The sequence below is a fragment of the Chryseobacterium defluvii genome (assembly GCF_003634775.1).
Taxonomy (GTDB): Bacteria; Bacteroidota; Bacteroidia; order Flavobacteriales; family Weeksellaceae; genus Chryseobacterium; species Chryseobacterium defluvii.
The window spans coordinates 186,808-205,602 of sequence record NZ_RBXB01000002.1 but is presented as its reverse complement, the minus strand read 5'-3'; the positions used below and the strand labels follow the sequence as shown (position 1 = coordinate 205,602).

Here is an 18,795-nt window from a genome sequence, read left to right as displayed (position 1 = left end):
TATATTCAAAAAAAGATTTCAAAATTTACTCCTCGCTATCCATTGCCGGAGCCTGCTCTTTTTCTGAAAGCATTAAAAGATAGGCAGTAGGGGTATATCCCGTTATTTCTTTAAAAACCTTAGTGAACAAGGTAGACGTTGGGAATCCTGAGATTTCTGCAAGGTGGCTTATTTTATATTTTCGGAATGAAGAATCAGTTTCAATTTTTTCAAGTACAAAATTTATTCGCAAAATATGAATGTAAGATTTAAAACTTTCTGCTTTATGCTTTTTAACAACCTCCGACAAGTACCTGACATTTGTTTCTAAATCTGCCGCCAGATAAGCCAAAGTAATTGCTTTATTAGTAAACTCTTTCTTTTTTTCAAACCTTTTCAATCCGTTTAAAATATGCTTTTCCGTATCACTGCTCATTACTTCATTAAGCTTCGGAACATTTTTAGAAATTAAATCTGGTTCTTTTTCTTTTCGAGAATGTGGATCAACAGTTAAATAAGAGATGCCAAAAAATACTTTGTTTTGCTTCTTCTGATACCTGAACAAATACAACCCTCCCCCTAGTAAAATCATTACCAAATAAGCATACAGCGGTTTATAAAATTTGGCATCTACTGCTTCAAATCCACTTACAATATTGGGCATATTTGTTTCAAAAAGCAGGATGGCATTTTGAAAGACATTGCACAAACTCTCCGTTATACTTTGGTCTATAGATAAACTCGAAAGAAGGAGTCCGAAAATAAAATGGTAATTCTTTTTCATGGTAAAAGCTGTTTGGGAACTAATAATTTTGCTTTGATATACAAATTTAACCATTCAAAATGTATAACAACCACATTTACTTCACCATCTAGTGGATTAAACACTTAACTATTTGATTATCAGTATATAAAATTTTCCACATTTTCTGAAAACAACATACTATTTTCGGAAAATCAATAACAAATATCTTTTATTATTGAATAATTGAATATACTTTTACAAATATTAATTGAGAATATTCACAAATAATCAATTACTATAACATTTTTCATTTAAAAAATAAATCAAAACTAATACGTATTATGAAAAAGATTCTTTTACTCGTGTGTTCATTAGGGTTTTCAGCACTGTATTTTGGTCAAGTTGGGATCAATACAACAGCACCAACTGCTACATTGGATGTAGTTGGACAACCTACTACCGCTACCACTGTTGATGGAATTCTGCCTCCACGTCTAACAGGTGATCAGTTACAGGCAAAAGATGCCATCTATACTGCTGCACAAAATGGAGTGATTGTATACGTTACTTCTGCTGTCACAACTCCATCCCCTAAAACAGCAAATATTACCGCTCCGGGTTTTTATTATTATGATGCCGTAAACAGCTCTTGGTCATCTTTAAGGAGCAGTGGCCAGGCCGGTGGAACGGGAACGGCTTTATATGCAAGTAGAGACGGTGCATGGTCATTAGCCAACTTAGGCATTGCAGGTACCAATTGGAATAAAATCAGTTTAACTTCTACAGATACAATCACGGGAGTTCCTTCATTAATCAATAACGGTGTGTATACTGCTCCAAAGCCGGGGTTATATGAAGTTAAATATGATGTTCAGCTGGAAGGCGGTGTAGATTTAAGCCTTTTAGGTGGGAAAAGCCTGGGTATTATAAAAAATGGAACCACTATAATAGACCAGAAAATTTTTGATGCAGTAAGGGTATCCATATTAAGTGTTACATTGGCATCCGTTCCGGTTACATCCACTACTTTAAATACGGTAGTTCAACTTAACACCGGTGACACTTTAACTTTTGCTGTTGAAACCGGAGGTGTGAATTTAGGATTATTGACTGACGGCAAAGTATCTGTAAATGTTTATAAAATTTCGGAATAAGGCTTAGATTGTATTGAACTGCATAGAATTTTAGTAGAATATGAATTTTAAGCATATCCATATTGGAAATTTAATCAAACAAAAAGTTGAAGAAATCCAAATAGACCAAGATCGAATCTGTAAATTTCTCAGTTGCAATGAAACCGATTTACAAATAATGTATAATGCCAAAAGCCTTGATTGTGATATCATTCTGAGGTGGAGCAAATTATTAGATTACGATTTATTCAGGATATATACACAGCATTTGATCTTATTCTCGCCACAGAAGAAAAGGAACATTGTTGAAAGCAATCAACCGTTAAAATCTACCTTACCTCAATTTAAGAAAAACATTTATACGGTTGAAATTATTGATTTCATCATGGAAAGGCTTGCTAATGGAGAAAAGACAAAAGCTCAGCTAATTGAAGAATATAACATTCCTAAAACTACCCTCCACAGGTGGGTAGTAAAATATCAAAAACCAGAAACTGAACTAATTAAGTGACATTATTTATCAATAATCCATATGATGCCTAATTATAAACAGATATTCACGGATATTCTGAATCAAAAGTTCCCGCACAAAAAAGAATTTTGTAAAAATATCTTGAGCAAAGCAAACATTACGCAATTGGATGTTATCAAGCTTAATCAAATCATTTTTGAAAGTAAACCCAAAATTTCAACAACGAATCAAAAATTTAAGGCTTATAATAAATCCACCATAGTAAGAATTTTGCGATATCAAGCACAAAATCAATTAAATAATACACAAATAGCTAACCACTTTAATTTGAGCAGAAACACAGTTTCCAAATGGAGAAAACAGTTTGAAATTAATTAGATCAAGCATAATCTCAGCAATAATTGAAAGTGAAACGATTCTAGAAACACAAAAAGAAAACCAATCCGGTTTTCTTTTTTTATTCAATAACCGCAAATCTATCTTTGCATTATTGCTTAACCAACAAAGTGCAAAAAGTAATAAACTTCTTAAATTATAAAATTGGTATATTTATATGTGCATTAAAAATCTAAACTGGTATGAGAAAGCTAATTGCAGCCATCAATATGACAATTGACGGGTTTTGCGACCATACGGCTATAACACCGGATGAAGAAATACATCGGCATTATGAAAAGGTGTTACTCGATGCGGGTGTTATTCTGTACGGCAGGGTAACCTATCAGCTTATGCAATACTGGCAAACGCTTATTGAGCAGCCAAGTGGTGAAAAATCAATGGACGACTTTGCCCTGGCTATTGATAGCATTCCGAAAATTGTTTTTTCCCATACGCTGGAAAGTACAGGATGGGCCAGTGCACAATTGTCTCATCAATCCCTTGAAAAAACCGTTGCTGAACTAAAACAACAACCGGGAAAAGATATTTTGGTTGGCAGCAGAAGTCTCATCATTCAGCTGATGCAGCTTACTTTGATTGATGAGCTTCAGCTTTGTATACATCCTGTTATTGCCGGCACAGGCTTGCCATTATTTGAGGATATGCACCGCAGGATGATTCTTACATGTATCAAAACCAAAACCTTTGATAGCGGTGCTGTGATCCTTTATTTAAACCCAAAAAATTAGACCCTATCTTTTGTGGATTAATGGTTAAAAGGTACAGTAATAGAATGCTAATGTTTGTTTCAGTTCATAAATTCTGTCAATAATAAGCACATATGACTATGCTTATAATTGATGCAGTTGCTAATCCCATTGATAATCAATGAGGCTTACTTCTTTCTAAAATAGGCTCCGTTCCAAAGATAAATTATAGACGATCGCTTTATCTTTTCCTTATCATTATCGTCTTTTTCCATTTCTTCCATTTCCCAAACAAAAGCATTGGGAACGCCTCCTTTATCATTGGGAAATATAAAATTTTCACTGTGATAATACACATCTGCGTCTCCTACGTTCATCAATTGAGGAAGCGCAATCAATTTTTTATTACTGAAAAGAGCATACTGGTCATAGCTTGCAATTCCGCAGGCTTCTCCCGAAACCATTGCTTTTAAGGTCAGCTCCACATCTTTTAGCTGATGATTACTTTCCATATTGAATGTAGCGTAGCTTAAACTCTCTCCGGAACCCGTATCAAAGAAAACCTCATCAATCAAAGTATTTTCCTGAAGAACTTTTATACTTGCGATATTTTGTCTGAAACTCTGTCCTGATTGTTTATCTTTTCTGGTTTCTGTTTTGGAAAGTCCAAAAAGGAAATCATATCCGTTTTTATTTCTGTATCCAACACAGAGGTTACCACCCCAAAGATAACCCTCCGAAATTTTGTCTCCTTTTTGATAAGAAACTTTGTACCAGTTGGAGGCTCTTTCGCCCAACTGTAGAATTTTATCCTCTTTTTTAAGAATAGTGACTTGCTGATTGGTTGATAAAGAATCTAAAATTTCTGCATTTACATCTGGTTCCAGTCTTACCCTGGTCCAATCGGTAAAGATTTTCTGGGTTTTATTTTCCTCAAATCCAAAAATTCCGTTGGCATATATTTCTTCCTGTGCAGAAAACAGCTGCAGAATAAATAAGGATAAGATAGACAGTAAAAATTTCATACTCATATTGGGTAGTATTATTTTTCAAGCAACAAGCTCACCCATTCTTCACGCTGCAGCTTCTTTTTCAGTTCAAGACCGCTTTCTTTGCACACTTCCATAATATCATCCACATCAAAGAAACATAGCCCTGAAAGTAATAATTTTCCATCGTCATTCAACACAGAAACATAAGTTGGAATGTCCGAAATCAGAATATTACGGTTGATATTGGCTAAAATAATATCATACTTTTCATTTCCTAAATTCTCTGCGGTTCCCAGTTCAATATCCAGCTCTACTCTATTTCTTGCTGCATTTTCTTTTGAATTTTCAACCGACCATTCATCAATATCGATAGCCTTTACTTCACCGGCTCCCTGCTGTTTTGCATAGATAGCCAATACGGAGGTTCCGCATCCCATATCCAATACTTTTTTACCTCTGAAATCAAAATCCATCATTTGCTGGATCATCAGGTGGGTCGTTGGATGATGCCCCGTTCCGAAAGACATTTTGGGTTGAATAATGATTTCATGCATTCCCGGTACAGATTCATGGAATTCGGCTCTGATGAGCACTTTATCATCTATATTGATCGGGGAGAAATTCTTTTCCCATTCCTCATTCCAATTGATATTCGGCATTTCCTGGAAAGAATATTCAATCGTCACATTTTCATTTTCAAAAATCGGTAATGCTTTAAGCTCATTTTCGTGGAACAGATCTTTCTGAATATATCCTAAAATTCCGTCATTTTCTTCTGTGAAACTGTCGAAACCTATTTCAATAAGCTCTGCCATTAAGATTTCATTCCATGGCTGAAGCGGGGAAATTTTGAAATTGAATTCTAAATAATTTTGCATGTGATAAATTTGATACAAAAATAAAGCTTGTTTTCCGATTTCATGTTTTTTAAAGGGAAAAGTTTAGGCTAAAGCCAATTTATTGGTGATTAAAAAAGCGGGCTAAAGCCCGCTCCTGATGATAAGTATTATATAGTAATCGCTTACGGATTAGTCGAAAAAATGGATCCATTGGCAATTAAAGCCCGCCTGTTCATTTTCAGGATATCCCTTACCCATTCTGCAAAATCTTCAGGCTGAAGCACTTTTTCAGGATTTCCATCCGTTAAACCTCCCTGAATACTCATATCTGAAGCAATCGTACTTGGCGTTAATGTGATTACCCGAATATTATGCTTTCTCCATTCAGCCATCATCGATTGGGATAAAGAAATAACGGCGGCTTTGGATGCAGCATAAGCGGACATATTCCCACCTCCTTTCAAACCGGCTGTTGACGCTACATTCACAATATCACCTTCTCCTTTTGCTTTCATGAAAGGATAGGCTGCTTTTGCTGCATAATATACTCCGAAAAGATTGGTCCTGATTACTTGTTCCCATGTTTCGGAAGGCATTTCCTCAATGGTTCCAAAGTCCCCGATTCCTGCATTGTTGATCAGAATATCAATACCCCCCAATTGTTCTGCCAAGGATTCTATTCCTGCTTTTACCTGGATTTCATTGTCTACAGAAAAAACTGCATACGTGGAGTTCACTCCCAACTTTTTGATCTCTTCAACCGTCATTTTAAGGTTCTCTTCATTTCTGCCTGTAATAGCAACATGTACTCCTTCATTCGCTAAAGCTAGTGCAACGGCTTTTCCAAGTCCTCTTCCACCGCCTGTTACAATGGCATTCTTTCCTTTTATATTCATATTATAAATTTTTCGATGACAAATTTACGAAACAGCTTCCGGAAAGGTCTTGAAAACAAAGAGATTTTCCAAGCTTTCATGATTTATACTTTCTATAAAACAAAACCGGCTTAAAAAAACCGGTTTTGACATTGAAAGTAAGTATAGTAAAAAATGAAAAGCTAGGGAATAACGATAGGTTCTTTCACCTCAAATTCTTCTGATGCCGAGAACTGGTTTCCGTACATATCTGCTGCTCTTACTTCAACCTTGTGTTTTCCAAGAGCTAATTTTTTTGGGAATCCTGCTACCCAGATGTGTTTTGACATTTCAGGATTGGAAGGTCTTCTTCCCGGGAAAAGATTCTGTGTGGTATCCCACTTGAAAACTGACAATGCAAAGTTAGGATCAATGGTTTCATCATATTCCATGGCTTCCCATTCTCCGTTATCAATTCTGTATTCCACTTTATCTTTTTTGCTTCCCATAAAGAAGTTGGCCAGAATTTTGGCAGATGTCTTGGAAGGGAAAGGAATGACTTCCGGAGCATATAACTGAATCTGATAATCATCCGGTTTTCCGGCTGTCTTATATCTCACTTTATACTGATTGTCCGTAAAGCTGATGAAAGAGTACCCTTTTGAAGTTCCGTCCCTCATGGTTGAAGTTGGTAATCCTGCTTCATCCGGTGTTCCGGAATACCAGTCTCCACAAGTTGTTCCTACGTTATATTCGTGTAAGTCTTTTGTTCCGCTCCATCCAGCTTGTTTCCCATAGAAAATCTGTTGCTGAATATGGGTATGAGCAGAAAGAATCAATGCATTCTGAAAAGGTGTTAAGAAGTCAAACAATTTCTGACGGTCTGCATCTCTAAAGTTATCTTCATTTTTATGATCTAGCGGAATGTGGAAAGAAACCACAACCAGTTTGTTTTTGTCTACCAGTTTCAGATCATTTTCAACAAATTTCAGCTGATCTTCACGGAAACCGCCCCAATAACCTTTTCCATCTCTTGGGTCCGGGTACAAGATATCATCAAGGATGATGAAGTGTACATTTCCGTAATTGAATGAATAATTGGCCGGTCCAAAGTTGAATTCAAATGTTTCGTCTGAAAACAGGTCTTCTTTAGCATCATAATTCATATCGTGATTCCCCATGACATTATACCAAGGTAAGCCGATCTCTTTCATTACATCTGCATAAGGTTTTTGCAGGCTTAAGTTATCTCCCACCAAGTCTCCCAAACTTATTCCCAACACTGCATTTTTCTTGGTATTTTTTACCTCATTTACGATTCCTCTTCTGAAATAATCCAGTTCTTTCTCCGTATAAGGCTGCGGATCTCCAAAAACCAGGATATCGAAGTTCTTGCTTTCGTTCTGTTTGTTTAAGGCAAAATTTATTTCTTTCGGAAGTTCTCCTGTTGGTGCGGTTCCTTTATATTTAAAGTCTGCGGGCGAACCTTTTGGCTTGTACTGATAATAGTACTGAGGTAAATTATTACTATTCACCGGTGTCATATATCCTGAAGGCTTGATTACAAATACAGTCTGATTTTCCTGTATGGGTAAGCTATATCTTCCGTTTTTATCTGTTGAAACCACTTGTACTCCATTGGAAACAGCTACCCCTTCAATTCCTTTTTCACGGTTTTCCTTTTTTTGGTTTTTGTTGCTGTCTTCATATACATACCCTGATACGGATGTCTGTGAAAATGCCATCGCTGAAACGAGTACGCATGGCATTAAAAGTTTTATATTCATTTTCATTACTTAATTATTAATTGTTGATCCCATTATTGATTCCACCACATTTTGATGTTGATATCATCACCTCCCATTTGCTGAACGGCCGCCTGATAATTAGTCGTATTCAGTACTTTTGGATTAGGAGGATACATCAGTCTTTGGGGTAGGTTTCCATTATTTAAGAGTCCGCCGTTGTTTGGAAGGACCGGGAATCCTGTTCTTCTTTTTTCAAACCATTGTTGCTGGTCAACAAAGAATAATGACACGTACTTCTGCAGCATGATTCTTTCTAAGGTTCCGTTATAGGCTACATTGGCATTAGCAAAATAGTTGGCAGGCATTGTAGAACCCCATTGTTCAATGGTTGCTTTTACCCCATTTTCATAATAAGTCTGCGCACTTCCGGGAATGATTCCTTTAAAAGCAAGCTCAGATAAGGTAAACTGTAATTCTGCGTATGGATAAATCAGGATATTTAAAGGGGCTTTTGCTAAGTTTTGATTCATGTTTGACGGCTGATAAGTGAAAACCGTTCCAAATGCATAGCCTGATGGAGCACCTTTATATCCGATATTCTGGTTGGTTGCAATATCTTTTGCCTGAGAGAAGAACATTGCCAGACGAGGATCATTATTGGCTTTTAATGTTTCTACAAAAAATGCTGAAGCGGCTCTTCCCGTTGTAAAATCCTGAGGTCTTGCAATAGGAGGAAGCAATGGAGATACTCCAGTGACATTGAGCTTTGCAGATTCATTGTTATTCTGGAAAATTGGATAAACAGTAGGGTTACTGATGATTTCCTGAATTCTCTGATTCACGTTTACTTCTCCATTTTTCTTTAAGATCCTTGTCAGTAACCTTAATGAAAGGGAGTTACAGAATTTTTTCCAGTTGGTAATTCCATTGGCATCAGATTCTGCTTTATAGAAAAGATCGTTTCCTGTAAGCATTTTAGTGGTAATGAAAAGTGAGTTGGCTTCTTTCAATTCATCCAGCAATTTTATGTAGATATCTTTCTGCCTGTCGAATTTAGGCTGAGAAATACCTTCATCCAATCTTGAAGCCTCTGAAAAAGGGATGTCTCCATAAGTATCCGTAAGATTAGAATAAATCCAGGCATTTAAAACCATGGCAATAGCCTGATAGTTTTTATCGTTTTCCAGAATGGCTGCTTCCTTGAGGTCTTTTACCTGTTTCAGCCATTTATAACTGTTATTCCAAAAACCTGTTCCTGTATTTTCTGTTAAATAGTAACGGCTTAAAGAATTTCCTTCATTGGGAAAGTCCAGGGAAACCTGCATGATGTCAAAGGTAAAGTCATTGGCTCTCATATAGTTTACCGCTGCCATATTATATTGGATAGGGATCAGGAGTTTAGCGGAAGCAGGGTCGCTTATCCTGCTTTCATCAGTATTTACTTCATCCAGGCTTCTGCTGCATGAAACCGGAATCAATCCGATACTTGAAATCAATAGTATATTTAATAGTAATTTTTTCATGATCTAAATTTTAAAATTTAACATTAAGCTGAATACCTATAGTTCTTGCTGTTGGCAATTGTCCCATTTCCACTCCCGGAGTAATCAAATTATCGTTAAGAGTAGCGGCTTCCGGATCAAATAGCGGGAATTTTGTCCACATCCATAGATTTCTTCCGAACAGAGCTAAAGTAAGATCTGTTAATTTCAATTGTTCCGTCACACTTTTCGGGAAAGAATAGGAAATCCTTGCATCTCTTAACTTAACAAAAGAAGTATCGAACGAGTTGGTTTCCACATTGGCTCTTCTGTAGTAATCTGCATAGTATGCAGATACCGCCACTCCTTTTGTATTCGGAGAATATGATCCGTCTGCATTTTGTACTACTCCCTGTCCTATGATCAATCCGTTCGGATTATCTCTTCCTATTAAAGTATGTCCTAATTTTCCTTGTTCCGTCATTTTGTGGTGAGACTGTGAATAAGCCATACCTTTGTACTGGCCATCAAATGAGAAACTTACCGTAAAGTTTTTGTATCTGAATTCGTTCTGAATTCCGGCTCTCCATTTTGGATAGGCATTTCCGATTTTCTTCATCTGAGTTGGTTTTGCCGTTAATCCATCACTTCCGAAAACCACCTGTCCGTCCGGCGAATACATTAATCCGTATCCGTACATATCTCCTAGTGATCCGCCTACAACTGCATTGTAATAGACTACTCCCCCTACACTACCCATTGTATAAGGTTCCCCATGGAATTCTTCCGGAAGGGACAAAATTTTATTTCTGTTCATTGACCAGTTGGCATTAACACTCCATGAGAAGTTTTTGTTTTTCACAGGAAAAGTGTTTAAAGTCATTTCAACCCCTCTGTTTCTGATCTCACCGGCATTGATTGTTCTTTTGCTGTATCCTGTTTCAAGTAAAGCCGGAATATCTACGATCTGATCTTTGGAGTTGTTCTGATAGACGGTAAAATTGTAGCTGATCCTGTTTTTCAGGAAGCTGAAATCCATACCTGCTTCTATATTCGTCAACATTTCAGGTCTTAGATTAGGATTCGGGTATAATGAAGGAGCCTCCACTGATCCTGAGAATACACTGTTATTATAATATTTGATTAGTTTATACGGATTGGTATCATTTCCTACTTTTGACCATGATGCTCTTAATTTCCAGTAATTGAACTGGCTGGAAGTCATCTTGAAAATATCAGAAAGGATGAAAGACATCCCTGCTGAAGGGTAAAAATAAGAACGGTTATCTTTTGGAAGCGTGCTGCTCCAATCATTTCTTGCTGTAAGGTCTAAGAAAATTTTATTCTGATACGCTAACGTTACCAATCCATAAGTACTGTTTACCTGCTTGTCACTAGGTGTAGCAAACTTGGTAATGTTCCCGATTCCATTAGGAAGGGTATATATTCCCGGTTTAAGAAGTCCGTCTGCCATATAATCATACATGGTATATTCGGAATAACGGATACTTCCCCCCACCGATGCACTGAAATCGAAATCGTTGAATGTATTTTTATAAGTGAACAATAGGTCATTATTCAAATCCATTAGCTTGATATGCTGTTCTCTGTACATTCCCTGAAGATAATTGGCTGAACTCCACGGTCTTTTTTGAGTACGTTCTTCATTGGTCAATTCCATTCCTGATCTCAGCATCACCTCGAAATTTTTAGCAAGCTTATAATTAAGGTTGATGTTTCCCGTAATGAAGTTTTTATCAACTCCATTCAGCATTTCATAAGCGATCATATAAGGATTATCGATGAATGAACTGAACGGGTGAATCTGATCAATCTGGTATTTATCTTTTTTCCAGATCGGTTCATACCAAGACAAATCTATATTCGGGTTCTGGAAGATCATGAAATAGGAAATAGACTGGTTGCTGTATCCTGTTGCCGGTAAATTATCACTCTTCGTTTTATTGTAGTTGAATTTCAATCCCACTTTTAATTTTTCGTTGATCTTATGATCGAATGAAAGTGATGCATTGAATCTGTCAAAACCTGTATTAGGCATCATCCATTCATTTTTAAGATAGGTTAATGATGTCCTGAATGATGTATTTTCGTTGGAAGTTTCCAAGGCAACGTTATTGGAGAATGTAGTCCCGGTTTGCCAAAAACCTTTGATATTATCTTTATATGGTCTCCAAAGTTGTCTTGTTGCACTTTGCCCTTCTACTGTAGGATCGTACTGGAAATAATACTGTCCTGCGAATTTCGGTCCGAAAGCACTACTGGTAGAACCTGTATTCACTCCATCTGCAGAAGCTCCGTAAGAATAATAGTAATTTCCTTTGGTGTCTTTCTGCATAGTTCCCTGCCCGTATTCATACTGATAATCCGGCCATCTCAATACAGTATCGTAGCTTGAATAGGAGTTTAAAGTAACCTGTAATTTCCCTTTTTTAGATTTTCCTGATTTAGTGGTGATCATGATGGCTCCTCCCGCTCCTCTTGATCCATATAAAGCTGCTGCAGTAGAGCCTTTCAGTACTGAAATAGATTCAATATCATCAGGATTAATGGAATTGATCCCGTTTCCGTAATCAATCGGTAAATCTGCTTTGGAACCTGCTCCATACGCCGAAAATCCTGTCCCTGTTGTTGTATTGTTTAACGGAACACCATCTACAACAATCAGTGCATTGTTCTGGTCCATGTTCATGGAAATATCTCCACGTAGTTTGATCACTGAGCTGCCCAGAGGACCTGCTCCTGCAGTCTGGATCTTCAAGCCTGCCACTTTTCCTTCCAAAGCCTGTGCCCAGTTGTTATTCTGGGTTTTCAGAATTTCTTCGGATTTAATGGTTTCTGTGGAGTATCCTAAAGACTTGTCCTGTCTTTTTATCCCTAAAGCAGTTACAACTACTTCATTAATGTCATTAATAGTGTCTTTCTTTGCTTTTTGCTGAGCTGCCATATTGACGCTGACCAATCCTAACAGTGACAAAACAAGCAACTTTTGATTCTCTTTTCGCATATCCTTTTGTTTGCGCAAAATTAGAGCGACCAGGCGAGGAAGGTTTTAACAAGACTTTAACAATTATTAAATGTTTATTAAACGAAATGTTAAAAAATCATGAACCACAACAGATAACGGTTTGACTTATAACATATTAAAATAATTAAGCTTTTTTAATATTATCAGTTAATATTATTCATATATCTTTGTCGTTATCTCTATTTGAGACCATGTTTTCGACATTTTTATAGCTGATTAATACAACGATAAAAGCCCGCCTCAAAGAGGCGGGCTTTATTTTATTAATTAAAACAGTTATTTATTTTTTAACTGGTCCGGAATATTGGTGGTAATGAAACCTATTCCCTGGTTCTTCAATTGCTCATAAACTGTGATATCATTTACTGTCCAGGCATTGGTAATCAACCCCAAAGCTTTTGCTTCAGATATCCAGGTCGGATTTTTTGCGAAAATGCTGTAGTGATAATCTATTCCATCTAATCCTTCCGCCTTAATCTGCTCCGGAGACAATTCTCCGTTCAGGTACTGAACTTTAAATTCAGGGGCAAGCCTTTTGATTTCCTTGCAGATATTCAAGCTGAAAGAAATATATTCACTTTGGGATTCCAGTTTCAGCTCTTTAATCAATTTAATCGTTTTCGCTACCAGTTCATCTTCAAGTGCCTTTGTTTTGGCTGGCTTTATTTCTACGATCAGCTTCAGAGATTTATCTTTCTTTCCTTGCTTCAGATAATCCTTTAAAGTCGGAAGTTTCTCTCCATTAGACAACTTCAGTTTTTCCAGCTGTTTAAAATCTGTTTCTGAAATTTCCATTTTCCCGTGATGTTCGTCATGGTTTACCACCAATACTCCGTCCTTCGTCATTCTCACATCAAACTCAGATCCGTAAATCTTCAGTTTCTGAGCGTTTTCCAAGGATGCAAGAGAGTTTTCCGTTGTAGGAGGCTGGCTTTGCCAATAACCTCTGTGTGCTATAATTTGGGTCTGTGCCTTCATGAGTACCGTACTTAAAACTGCTAACCCTAAGATAAAATTTTTCATAATATAAAGATAATATTAATTTTTTAGAAAGTATATTTTGCCCCTAACTGAATTTGGTAAGGGTTTCCTGACAATGGCTCCAGACCACTGGTATTTAAGCTGTATTTAAGCTGCTTGGTAGCTGAATCAAAGCCTGTGATCCTGTACAATGACGTGTTTCCGTAAGACTTGTTCACTCCCCATTCTCTATTAAGCAAATTGGCTACGTTAAAAATATCCAGAGAAAGCTCAAATCCGCCGATTTTCTCAAATTTTATTTTTTTTGCTACACGGACATCCCAAATTCCATAGAAGCCGTTTTTCCCTCCATTACGCTCTGCAATGCCGTTATTATATTCCGTAATGTAATCTTTCAACGCCTTTCCTACCTCAGGATTATCCAGTAAAGACTGAGTCAGATTCGGAAAAATATAAGCCAGGTCATTAGAGTCAACAAAATCCCCATTCACATTTCCTCCCGTGGTAACCGAGAAACGCGTTCCTCCGATTCCTGAATATCTGATCCCAACCGTAAACCCATAAAACGTAGGTGAGTTTCCGTATAGAACCACTTTGTTACGGAACTGGTTATCCGAATACGTCATTCTTAAATCTCTAGGATCACTCTGTATCATTGTCGACAAAGTAGCTGAATTGGCCACATTTCCGTTGTAAGAAGTATTATCCTTGATATCCGACCAAGTATAACTTGCCGTAATTTCCCCGTCTTTATAATAACGGTAACTGGTATCTAATACGAATGAAAATTGATTTACCTTTCCATCACTCACCAATTCCAATACTCTTCCAAAATTAGAATTCACTCTTCCATCTTTCCAATTCATGGTTCCGTTCGCATTTACTGAAGTGACGGGTACAAAAACCCCTCTTCCGCCTTCATTATCCAGTGTAAAATAAGGATTGGACACCATGTTTCTGTCATAATAGAAATAATTGTTCCTTCCTAAAGCCATATATCCTGCAATCCCGGCTCTAAATCTTTCGTTGAAGAAATGCGTATAGGAGATATTCGCTTTATACACTACCGGAACTTTAGCATCCTCCCCTGTATAATTAATGGTAGGAAGCTGATACTGAGCTAATGTCGGAACCGTTCCATAATCACTCCTGTAACTCGCAAAATCCGGTGTAAGACCAATAGTCGTAGGATTCACATCCACAGTTGCCAAATGTTTTCCATCAAAAACAAGATTGTTGATGATCATATAGTTGTTGATATCCGAAGAGAAGACTCCTGCACCGAATTTCAGGAAATCTTTGTTTTCTTCATTGATATTCCAATCGAACTGGAATCTTGGCTGGATAATAAATGACTGGATCTGGTTGTCTGTTCTGATTCCCATTTCATCAAACAGCTTCTGATTGAACTCCGCTTTCGGATAACCGCCGTAATCTACTCTTAAGCCTCCGGTGAAATCCAGACCTTTCGCTATTTTAGACTGAATCTGCCAGTAAAGCCCTACATTCCAGATATCCGATTTCACTGAGTTATCCTCCATTAAAGGAACTTCCCTGTAGAATCTGTAAGGCGTAAGATTATTGAAATTATCAATTCCTAAAAACTGAAATCTTCCGTTCACCTCGCTTCCATAAATAGATTTGGCTCTTGTGTACATGATATCGGCTCCGAAAGTATATTTCACCTTATCCGTATTGTAATACACGTTGTCTACGATCTGGAATACATTGTTTCTGAAACTTTCCTGTGCAAAACGATGTCCCCCGATCTGAATGTTCGTCGTAAGATTACTTCCTTCAATGGTAGAAGGAACACGCTCCACAATGGCCCTCGGAACAGGACGCCCCAACTCATCATTCTGGTAGCTGTCCTGGAAAGTATATAAGTATTGCGCTTTTAACTCGTTCGTTAAATTAGGCTTTACATTGGATCTTAAGGTCAATAATAAGCTGTTGTCAAGGTTTTTATCATTTCCGTAGGATTCAAAGAAATTGATGGCTGTATTATCCGACAAACCATTTTTATTCATATCATACGTAAAGTTGTTTCTCAACGTCAGTAAATGTTTCGGATTGATCTGCCAGTCTAAACGTAAAAATCCTGCATCCGAATTTCTTACCTTATCAAAAGTTCCAAACTGCGGAGTATTTCCAACACCGTATTTCGCTCTTGCGATATTTAAAACCTGATTAAGGGTTTCATTGGTCACATTAAACCGAAGCGCATCTTCTTTGGTCTGCACATCGGCAATAATCAGCGGTCTTGAATCTAATTGATGATCCCATGCTGCAAAGAAGTGTAATTTGTTCTTAATGATAGGCCCTCCTAAGGTTACCCCGAACTGGGAAGTTGAGAAATCATTCTTCCTTTCATTTCCTCTGATATCATATTTACTGGATAGCCAGCCTGTTCTTAAATATTCAAAGGCACTTCCGGAGAATTTATTGGTTCCGGATTTGGTAACGGCACTTACCGTACCTCCTCCGCTTCTTCCTAAAGTAACGTCATATTGGTTCGTTGTAATTTTGAATTCACGAACGGCTTCAATCGAAATGGAATAGGGAGCACCACTCCTGCTTGTTGTAGAACCGGCGGAAGTAGGGTTCTTAGCAGTCATCCCGTCAATTGTGAAATTCGTGGAAGAACCTAACTGTCCTGATAAATTCCCTCCTCTTCCACTCAAAGGAGATAAATCCGTGAGGCTGGTAAAATTTCTTCCGTTCACCGGCAAAAGCCCGATGTTTTTTGCGGAAATAGCCGTTGCCGCTCCTAAATTTCCGATCTTATTTTTCAGGTTTCCGTTTACCACAACCTCTTCAATCAGTTTTTCACCATCTCCCAGGCTCATATTTACCGTCACCTGATCTCCAAAGTTAACACTGTAGCCATCCTTTTTTTCATCATTTACGATGACCGTATAAGGCCCGCCGAGGGGAATTTCCTTAAAAATATACTCTCCTTTTGAATTCGTTTCCGTTTCTGTTTTGAAACCCGTTGATTCATTGATAATAGTTACCTTTATCTTTTCCTGGGGAGCATTTCCGGTACCCGTAACCTTTCCTAAAATGGACGCTTGTGTTGTTTGTGCATAAGCCATCGTACCCAGACTCAAAAACAACATTCCCAATACAATCTTTACTTTTCTCATGTTTATAATTTAGCTGGTGCAAAGGTATTTTGACTTTCATACTCAGCTGTTTAAGGGAATCTTAAGGTTTTTTCAATTATATTGAAACATTGTGTTAACTCATTGTAAATAGGAGTTTTATTCTGAACAGAATCAGCCTATTGGAATATGTTACATGATCTTAATTTTCTCATAATATTTAATTCACTTATTTTTTAAATGGGATTACTTTAATTATTTTTGCTCAAAAGTGAATCGCAATGCCTGAAAACATTCAACAGAAAATAGAACAGCTCCGCAAAGAGCTTCATCAGCATAATGAAAATTATTATCTACTGGATACTCCTACCATAACGGATTATGAGTTTGACCAGCTATTAGAGGAACTTCAGGATCTGGAAGCCAGGTATCCGGAATTTTATGATGAAAATTCCCCTACCATGCGTGTCGGAGGAGGTATTACAAAGGTTTTCCCGACCATTCAGCATAAATTCAGAATGTATTCTCTTGATAACTCCTATGATTTTGAGGATCTTGAGGATTGGGAAAAAAGAATAATCAAAACGATTACTGATCCGGTAGAATTTGTGGCAGAATTAAAATATGACGGCGCGTCCATTTCCATTCTGTATGAAAAAGGCAAACTGGTTCAGGCGGTTACCCGGGGGGATGGGTTTCAGGGAGATGAGATCACAGGAAATATCCGGACGATTTCAGATGTTCCCTTAACGTTGAAAGGTGATTTCCCTGATCATTTCTTTATGCGGGGTGAAATCTACCTGACCAGGAAAAATTTTGATAAAATCAATAAACAGAGAGAGGAAGACGGTTTGGACCCTTTTATGAATCCCAGAAATACAGCGAGTGGAAGTTTAAAGATACAGGACAGTGCGGAAGTAAGAAAACGTGGCCTATCTTCTGTTCTCTATCAGTATATTTCCGATGATGTTCCTGCAGAAACCCACTGGGAATTATTGGAAAAGGCTAAATCATGGGGGTTCAAAACTTCGCAACAGGCCAAGCTTTGCAAAACATTGGAAGAAGTTAAAGAATTCATTAGCTACTGGGATACGGAACGCCATCATCTCCCTTTTGAAATCGACGGAATCGTGTTAAAGGTAAACTCACTGAAACAGCAAAGACAGCTTGGATATACGGCAAAATCTCCCCGTTGGGCAATGGCTTATAAATTCAAAGCGGAAAAAGTGGAAACCGAATTACAAAGTGTTTCTTACCAGGTAGGAAGAACAGGGGCTATTACCCCGGTGGCCAATCTGAAGCCTGTTTTGTTAGCCGGGACTATTGTTAAAAGAGCCTCACTTCACAACGAAGACATCATCAAAAAACTCGATCTGCATGAACACGACTTTGTATATGTGGAAAAAGGAGGCGAAATTATTCCGAAAATCGTTGGCGTAAATACTGAAAAAAGAGATGCAGGAAGTAAGGAAATAGAATATATCAGGCATTGCCCTGAATGCGGAACGGAGTTGGTGAAAATTGAAGATCAGGCCATCCATTTCTGTCCTAATGAGCTTCATTGCCCACCACAGGTTGTGGGAAGAATGATCCATTATGTTTCCAGAAAGGCCTTAAATATTGATAATCTCGGAAGTGAGACCATTGAACAGCTCTACAGGGAAAAGTTGATCGAAAACCCGGCAGATCTTTATACCCTGACAAAAGAACAGCTTCTTCCTTTGGAAAGAATGGCTGAAAAATCTGCGCAGAATATTATCTCAGGAATAGAAAAGTCAAAAGAGATCCCGTTTGAAAAAGTATTGTATGGAATCGGCATCAAGCATGTGGGAGAAACCGTTGCCAAAAAGCTGGTGAAAAATTTCCCAACTATTGAAGAGCTTAAAAATGCTACTATTGAAGAACTTTGCCAGGTGGAAGACATCGGAACTAAAATCGCGGTAAGCATCGTTGAATTCTTCAGTAACCCTGAAAATGTTCTGATGATCGAACGCCTGAAATCATTCGGAGTACAGCTTGAAAAGGGCGAAAGCACTAATGAAGTATTATCCAATGTACTGGAAGGAAAAACTTTCCTTTTCACCGGTAAGCTGTCCTTATTCACAAGGGAACAGGCGGAAGAAATGGTGGAAAAGCATAACGGGAAAAATATTTCGGCGGTATCTAAAAACCTGAATTATCTTGTAGTCGGCGAAAAAGCAGGAAGCAAGCTTAAAAAAGCCCAGGATATCGGAACCATTGAGATCCTTGATGAACAGCAGTTTTTGGATTTGATTGAGAAACAGTAAGTGAAATTTCAAATAAAAAGGCAGGAGATTTTCCTGCTTTTTTAT

The 18,795-nt window shown here is 37.6% G+C and carries 14 protein-coding genes; 5 read left to right on the top strand and 9 right to left on the bottom strand.

The window, feature by feature from the left end; all coding sequences use genetic code 11:
• Positions 1-25: 25 nt before the first annotated feature.
• Entirely contained in the window at positions 26-763 is a 738-nt protein-coding gene (locus BCF58_RS07715) for a helix-turn-helix domain-containing protein (RefSeq protein WP_170148988.1), read from the bottom strand.
• Positions 764-1,065: 302 nt separating this feature from the next.
• Between BCF58_RS07715 and BCF58_RS07710 the strand changes: the two genes are divergently transcribed.
• From BCF58_RS07710 to BCF58_RS07695, 4 genes are all read left to right on the top strand, one after another.
• The gene (locus BCF58_RS07710; RefSeq protein WP_121461237.1) at positions 1,066-1,878 is read left to right on the top strand and encodes a hypothetical protein; all 813 of its coding nucleotides are present in this window, start codon (positions 1,066-1,068) and stop codon (positions 1,876-1,878) included.
• 157 nt (positions 1,879-2,035) lie between these two features.
• A complete protein-coding gene (locus BCF58_RS07705) occupies positions 2,036-2,368 on the top strand; it encodes a hypothetical protein (RefSeq protein ID WP_317126242.1) in 333 nt (110 codons plus the stop codon).
• Positions 2,369-2,389: 21 nt separating this feature from the next.
• Positions 2,390-2,707 carry a helix-turn-helix domain-containing protein gene (locus tag BCF58_RS17580; protein WP_121461235.1) on the top strand — a complete coding sequence of 106 codons (318 nt, stop codon included), beginning with the start codon at positions 2,390-2,392 and terminating at the stop codon, positions 2,705-2,707.
• A gap of 200 nt (positions 2,708-2,907) precedes the next feature.
• Entirely contained in the window at positions 2,908-3,456 is a 549-nt protein-coding gene (locus tag BCF58_RS07695) for a dihydrofolate reductase family protein (protein WP_121461234.1), read from the top strand.
• Between the two features lie 146 nt (positions 3,457-3,602).
• Here the strand turns inward: BCF58_RS07695 and BCF58_RS07690 are convergent, their stop codons facing one another.
• From BCF58_RS07690 to BCF58_RS07655, 8 genes are all read right to left on the bottom strand, one after another.
• Positions 3,603-4,445, bottom strand: a complete 843-nt coding sequence (locus BCF58_RS07690) for an SH3 domain-containing protein (protein ID WP_228434757.1) — start codon at positions 4,443-4,445, stop codon at positions 3,603-3,605.
• A gap of 11 nt (positions 4,446-4,456) precedes the next feature.
• Complete coding sequence (gene prmA / locus BCF58_RS07685) at positions 4,457-5,284, bottom strand: 50S ribosomal protein L11 methyltransferase (RefSeq protein ID WP_121461232.1); 828 nt, start codon at positions 5,282-5,284, stop codon at positions 4,457-4,459.
• Positions 5,285-5,427: 143 nt separating this feature from the next.
• Positions 5,428-6,141, bottom strand: coding sequence for a 3-ketoacyl-ACP reductase (locus BCF58_RS07680; protein ID WP_121461231.1), 714 nt, complete (start codon positions 6,139-6,141; stop codon positions 5,428-5,430).
• A gap of 161 nt (positions 6,142-6,302) precedes the next feature.
• The gene (locus BCF58_RS07675; protein ID WP_121461230.1) at positions 6,303-7,886 is read right to left on the bottom strand and encodes a calcineurin-like phosphoesterase C-terminal domain-containing protein; all 1,584 of its coding nucleotides are present in this window, start codon (positions 7,884-7,886) and stop codon (positions 6,303-6,305) included.
• A gap of 32 nt (positions 7,887-7,918) precedes the next feature.
• Complete coding sequence (locus tag BCF58_RS07670) at positions 7,919-9,370, bottom strand: SusD/RagB family nutrient-binding outer membrane lipoprotein (RefSeq protein WP_121461229.1); 1,452 nt, start codon at positions 9,368-9,370, stop codon at positions 7,919-7,921.
• A gap of 10 nt (positions 9,371-9,380) precedes the next feature.
• On the bottom strand, positions 9,381-12,353 hold the full coding sequence (locus BCF58_RS07665; protein WP_121461228.1) for a SusC/RagA family TonB-linked outer membrane protein: 2,973 nt from the start codon (positions 12,351-12,353) through the stop codon (positions 9,381-9,383).
• Between the two features lie 297 nt (positions 12,354-12,650).
• Complete coding sequence (locus BCF58_RS07660) at positions 12,651-13,397, bottom strand: glycerophosphodiester phosphodiesterase (protein ID WP_121461227.1); 747 nt, start codon at positions 13,395-13,397, stop codon at positions 12,651-12,653.
• Positions 13,398-13,420: 23 nt separating this feature from the next.
• Positions 13,421-16,504, bottom strand: a complete 3,084-nt coding sequence (locus BCF58_RS07655; protein WP_121461226.1) for a TonB-dependent receptor — start codon at positions 16,502-16,504, stop codon at positions 13,421-13,423.
• Between the two features lie 239 nt (positions 16,505-16,743).
• Here BCF58_RS07655 and ligA point away from each other — a divergent pair, with 239 nt between their 5' ends.
• Complete coding sequence (gene ligA / locus BCF58_RS07650) at positions 16,744-18,750, top strand: NAD-dependent DNA ligase LigA (protein ID WP_121461225.1); 2,007 nt, start codon at positions 16,744-16,746, stop codon at positions 18,748-18,750.
• Positions 18,751-18,795 lie beyond the last annotated feature (45 nt).

Bases quoted from the DNA above. Each gene is read 5' to 3' on its own strand.
- BCF58_RS07715 (WP_170148988.1), bottom strand. From the start codon at position 763: ATGAAAAAGAATTACCATTTTATTTTCGGACTCCTTCTTTCGAGTTTA.
- BCF58_RS07710 (WP_121461237.1), top strand. From the start codon at position 1,066: ATGAAAAAGATTCTTTTACTCGTGTGTTCATTAGGGTTTTCAGCACTG.
- BCF58_RS07705 (WP_317126242.1), top strand. From the start codon at position 2,036: ATGTATAATGCCAAAAGCCTTGATTGTGATATCATTCTGAGGTGGAGC.
- BCF58_RS17580 (WP_121461235.1), top strand. From the start codon at position 2,390: ATGATGCCTAATTATAAACAGATATTCACGGATATTCTGAATCAAAAG.
- BCF58_RS07695 (WP_121461234.1), top strand. From the start codon at position 2,908: ATGAGAAAGCTAATTGCAGCCATCAATATGACAATTGACGGGTTTTGC.
- BCF58_RS07690 (WP_228434757.1), bottom strand. From the start codon at position 4,445: ATGAGTATGAAATTTTTACTGTCTATCTTATCCTTATTTATTCTGCAG.
- prmA (WP_121461232.1), bottom strand. From the start codon at position 5,284: ATGCAAAATTATTTAGAATTCAATTTCAAAATTTCCCCGCTTCAGCCA.
- BCF58_RS07680 (WP_121461231.1), bottom strand. From the start codon at position 6,141: ATGAATATAAAAGGAAAGAATGCCATTGTAACAGGCGGTGGAAGAGGA.
- BCF58_RS07675 (WP_121461230.1), bottom strand. From the start codon at position 7,886: ATGAATATAAAACTTTTAATGCCATGCGTACTCGTTTCAGCGATGGCA.
- BCF58_RS07670 (WP_121461229.1), bottom strand. From the start codon at position 9,370: ATGAAAAAATTACTATTAAATATACTATTGATTTCAAGTATCGGATTG.
- BCF58_RS07665 (WP_121461228.1), bottom strand. From the start codon at position 12,353: ATGCGAAAAGAGAATCAAAAGTTGCTTGTTTTGTCACTGTTAGGATTG.
- BCF58_RS07660 (WP_121461227.1), bottom strand. From the start codon at position 13,397: ATGAAAAATTTTATCTTAGGGTTAGCAGTTTTAAGTACGGTACTCATG.
- BCF58_RS07655 (WP_121461226.1), bottom strand. From the start codon at position 16,504: ATGAGAAAAGTAAAGATTGTATTGGGAATGTTGTTTTTGAGTCTGGGT.
- ligA (WP_121461225.1), top strand. From the start codon at position 16,744: ATGCCTGAAAACATTCAACAGAAAATAGAACAGCTCCGCAAAGAGCTT.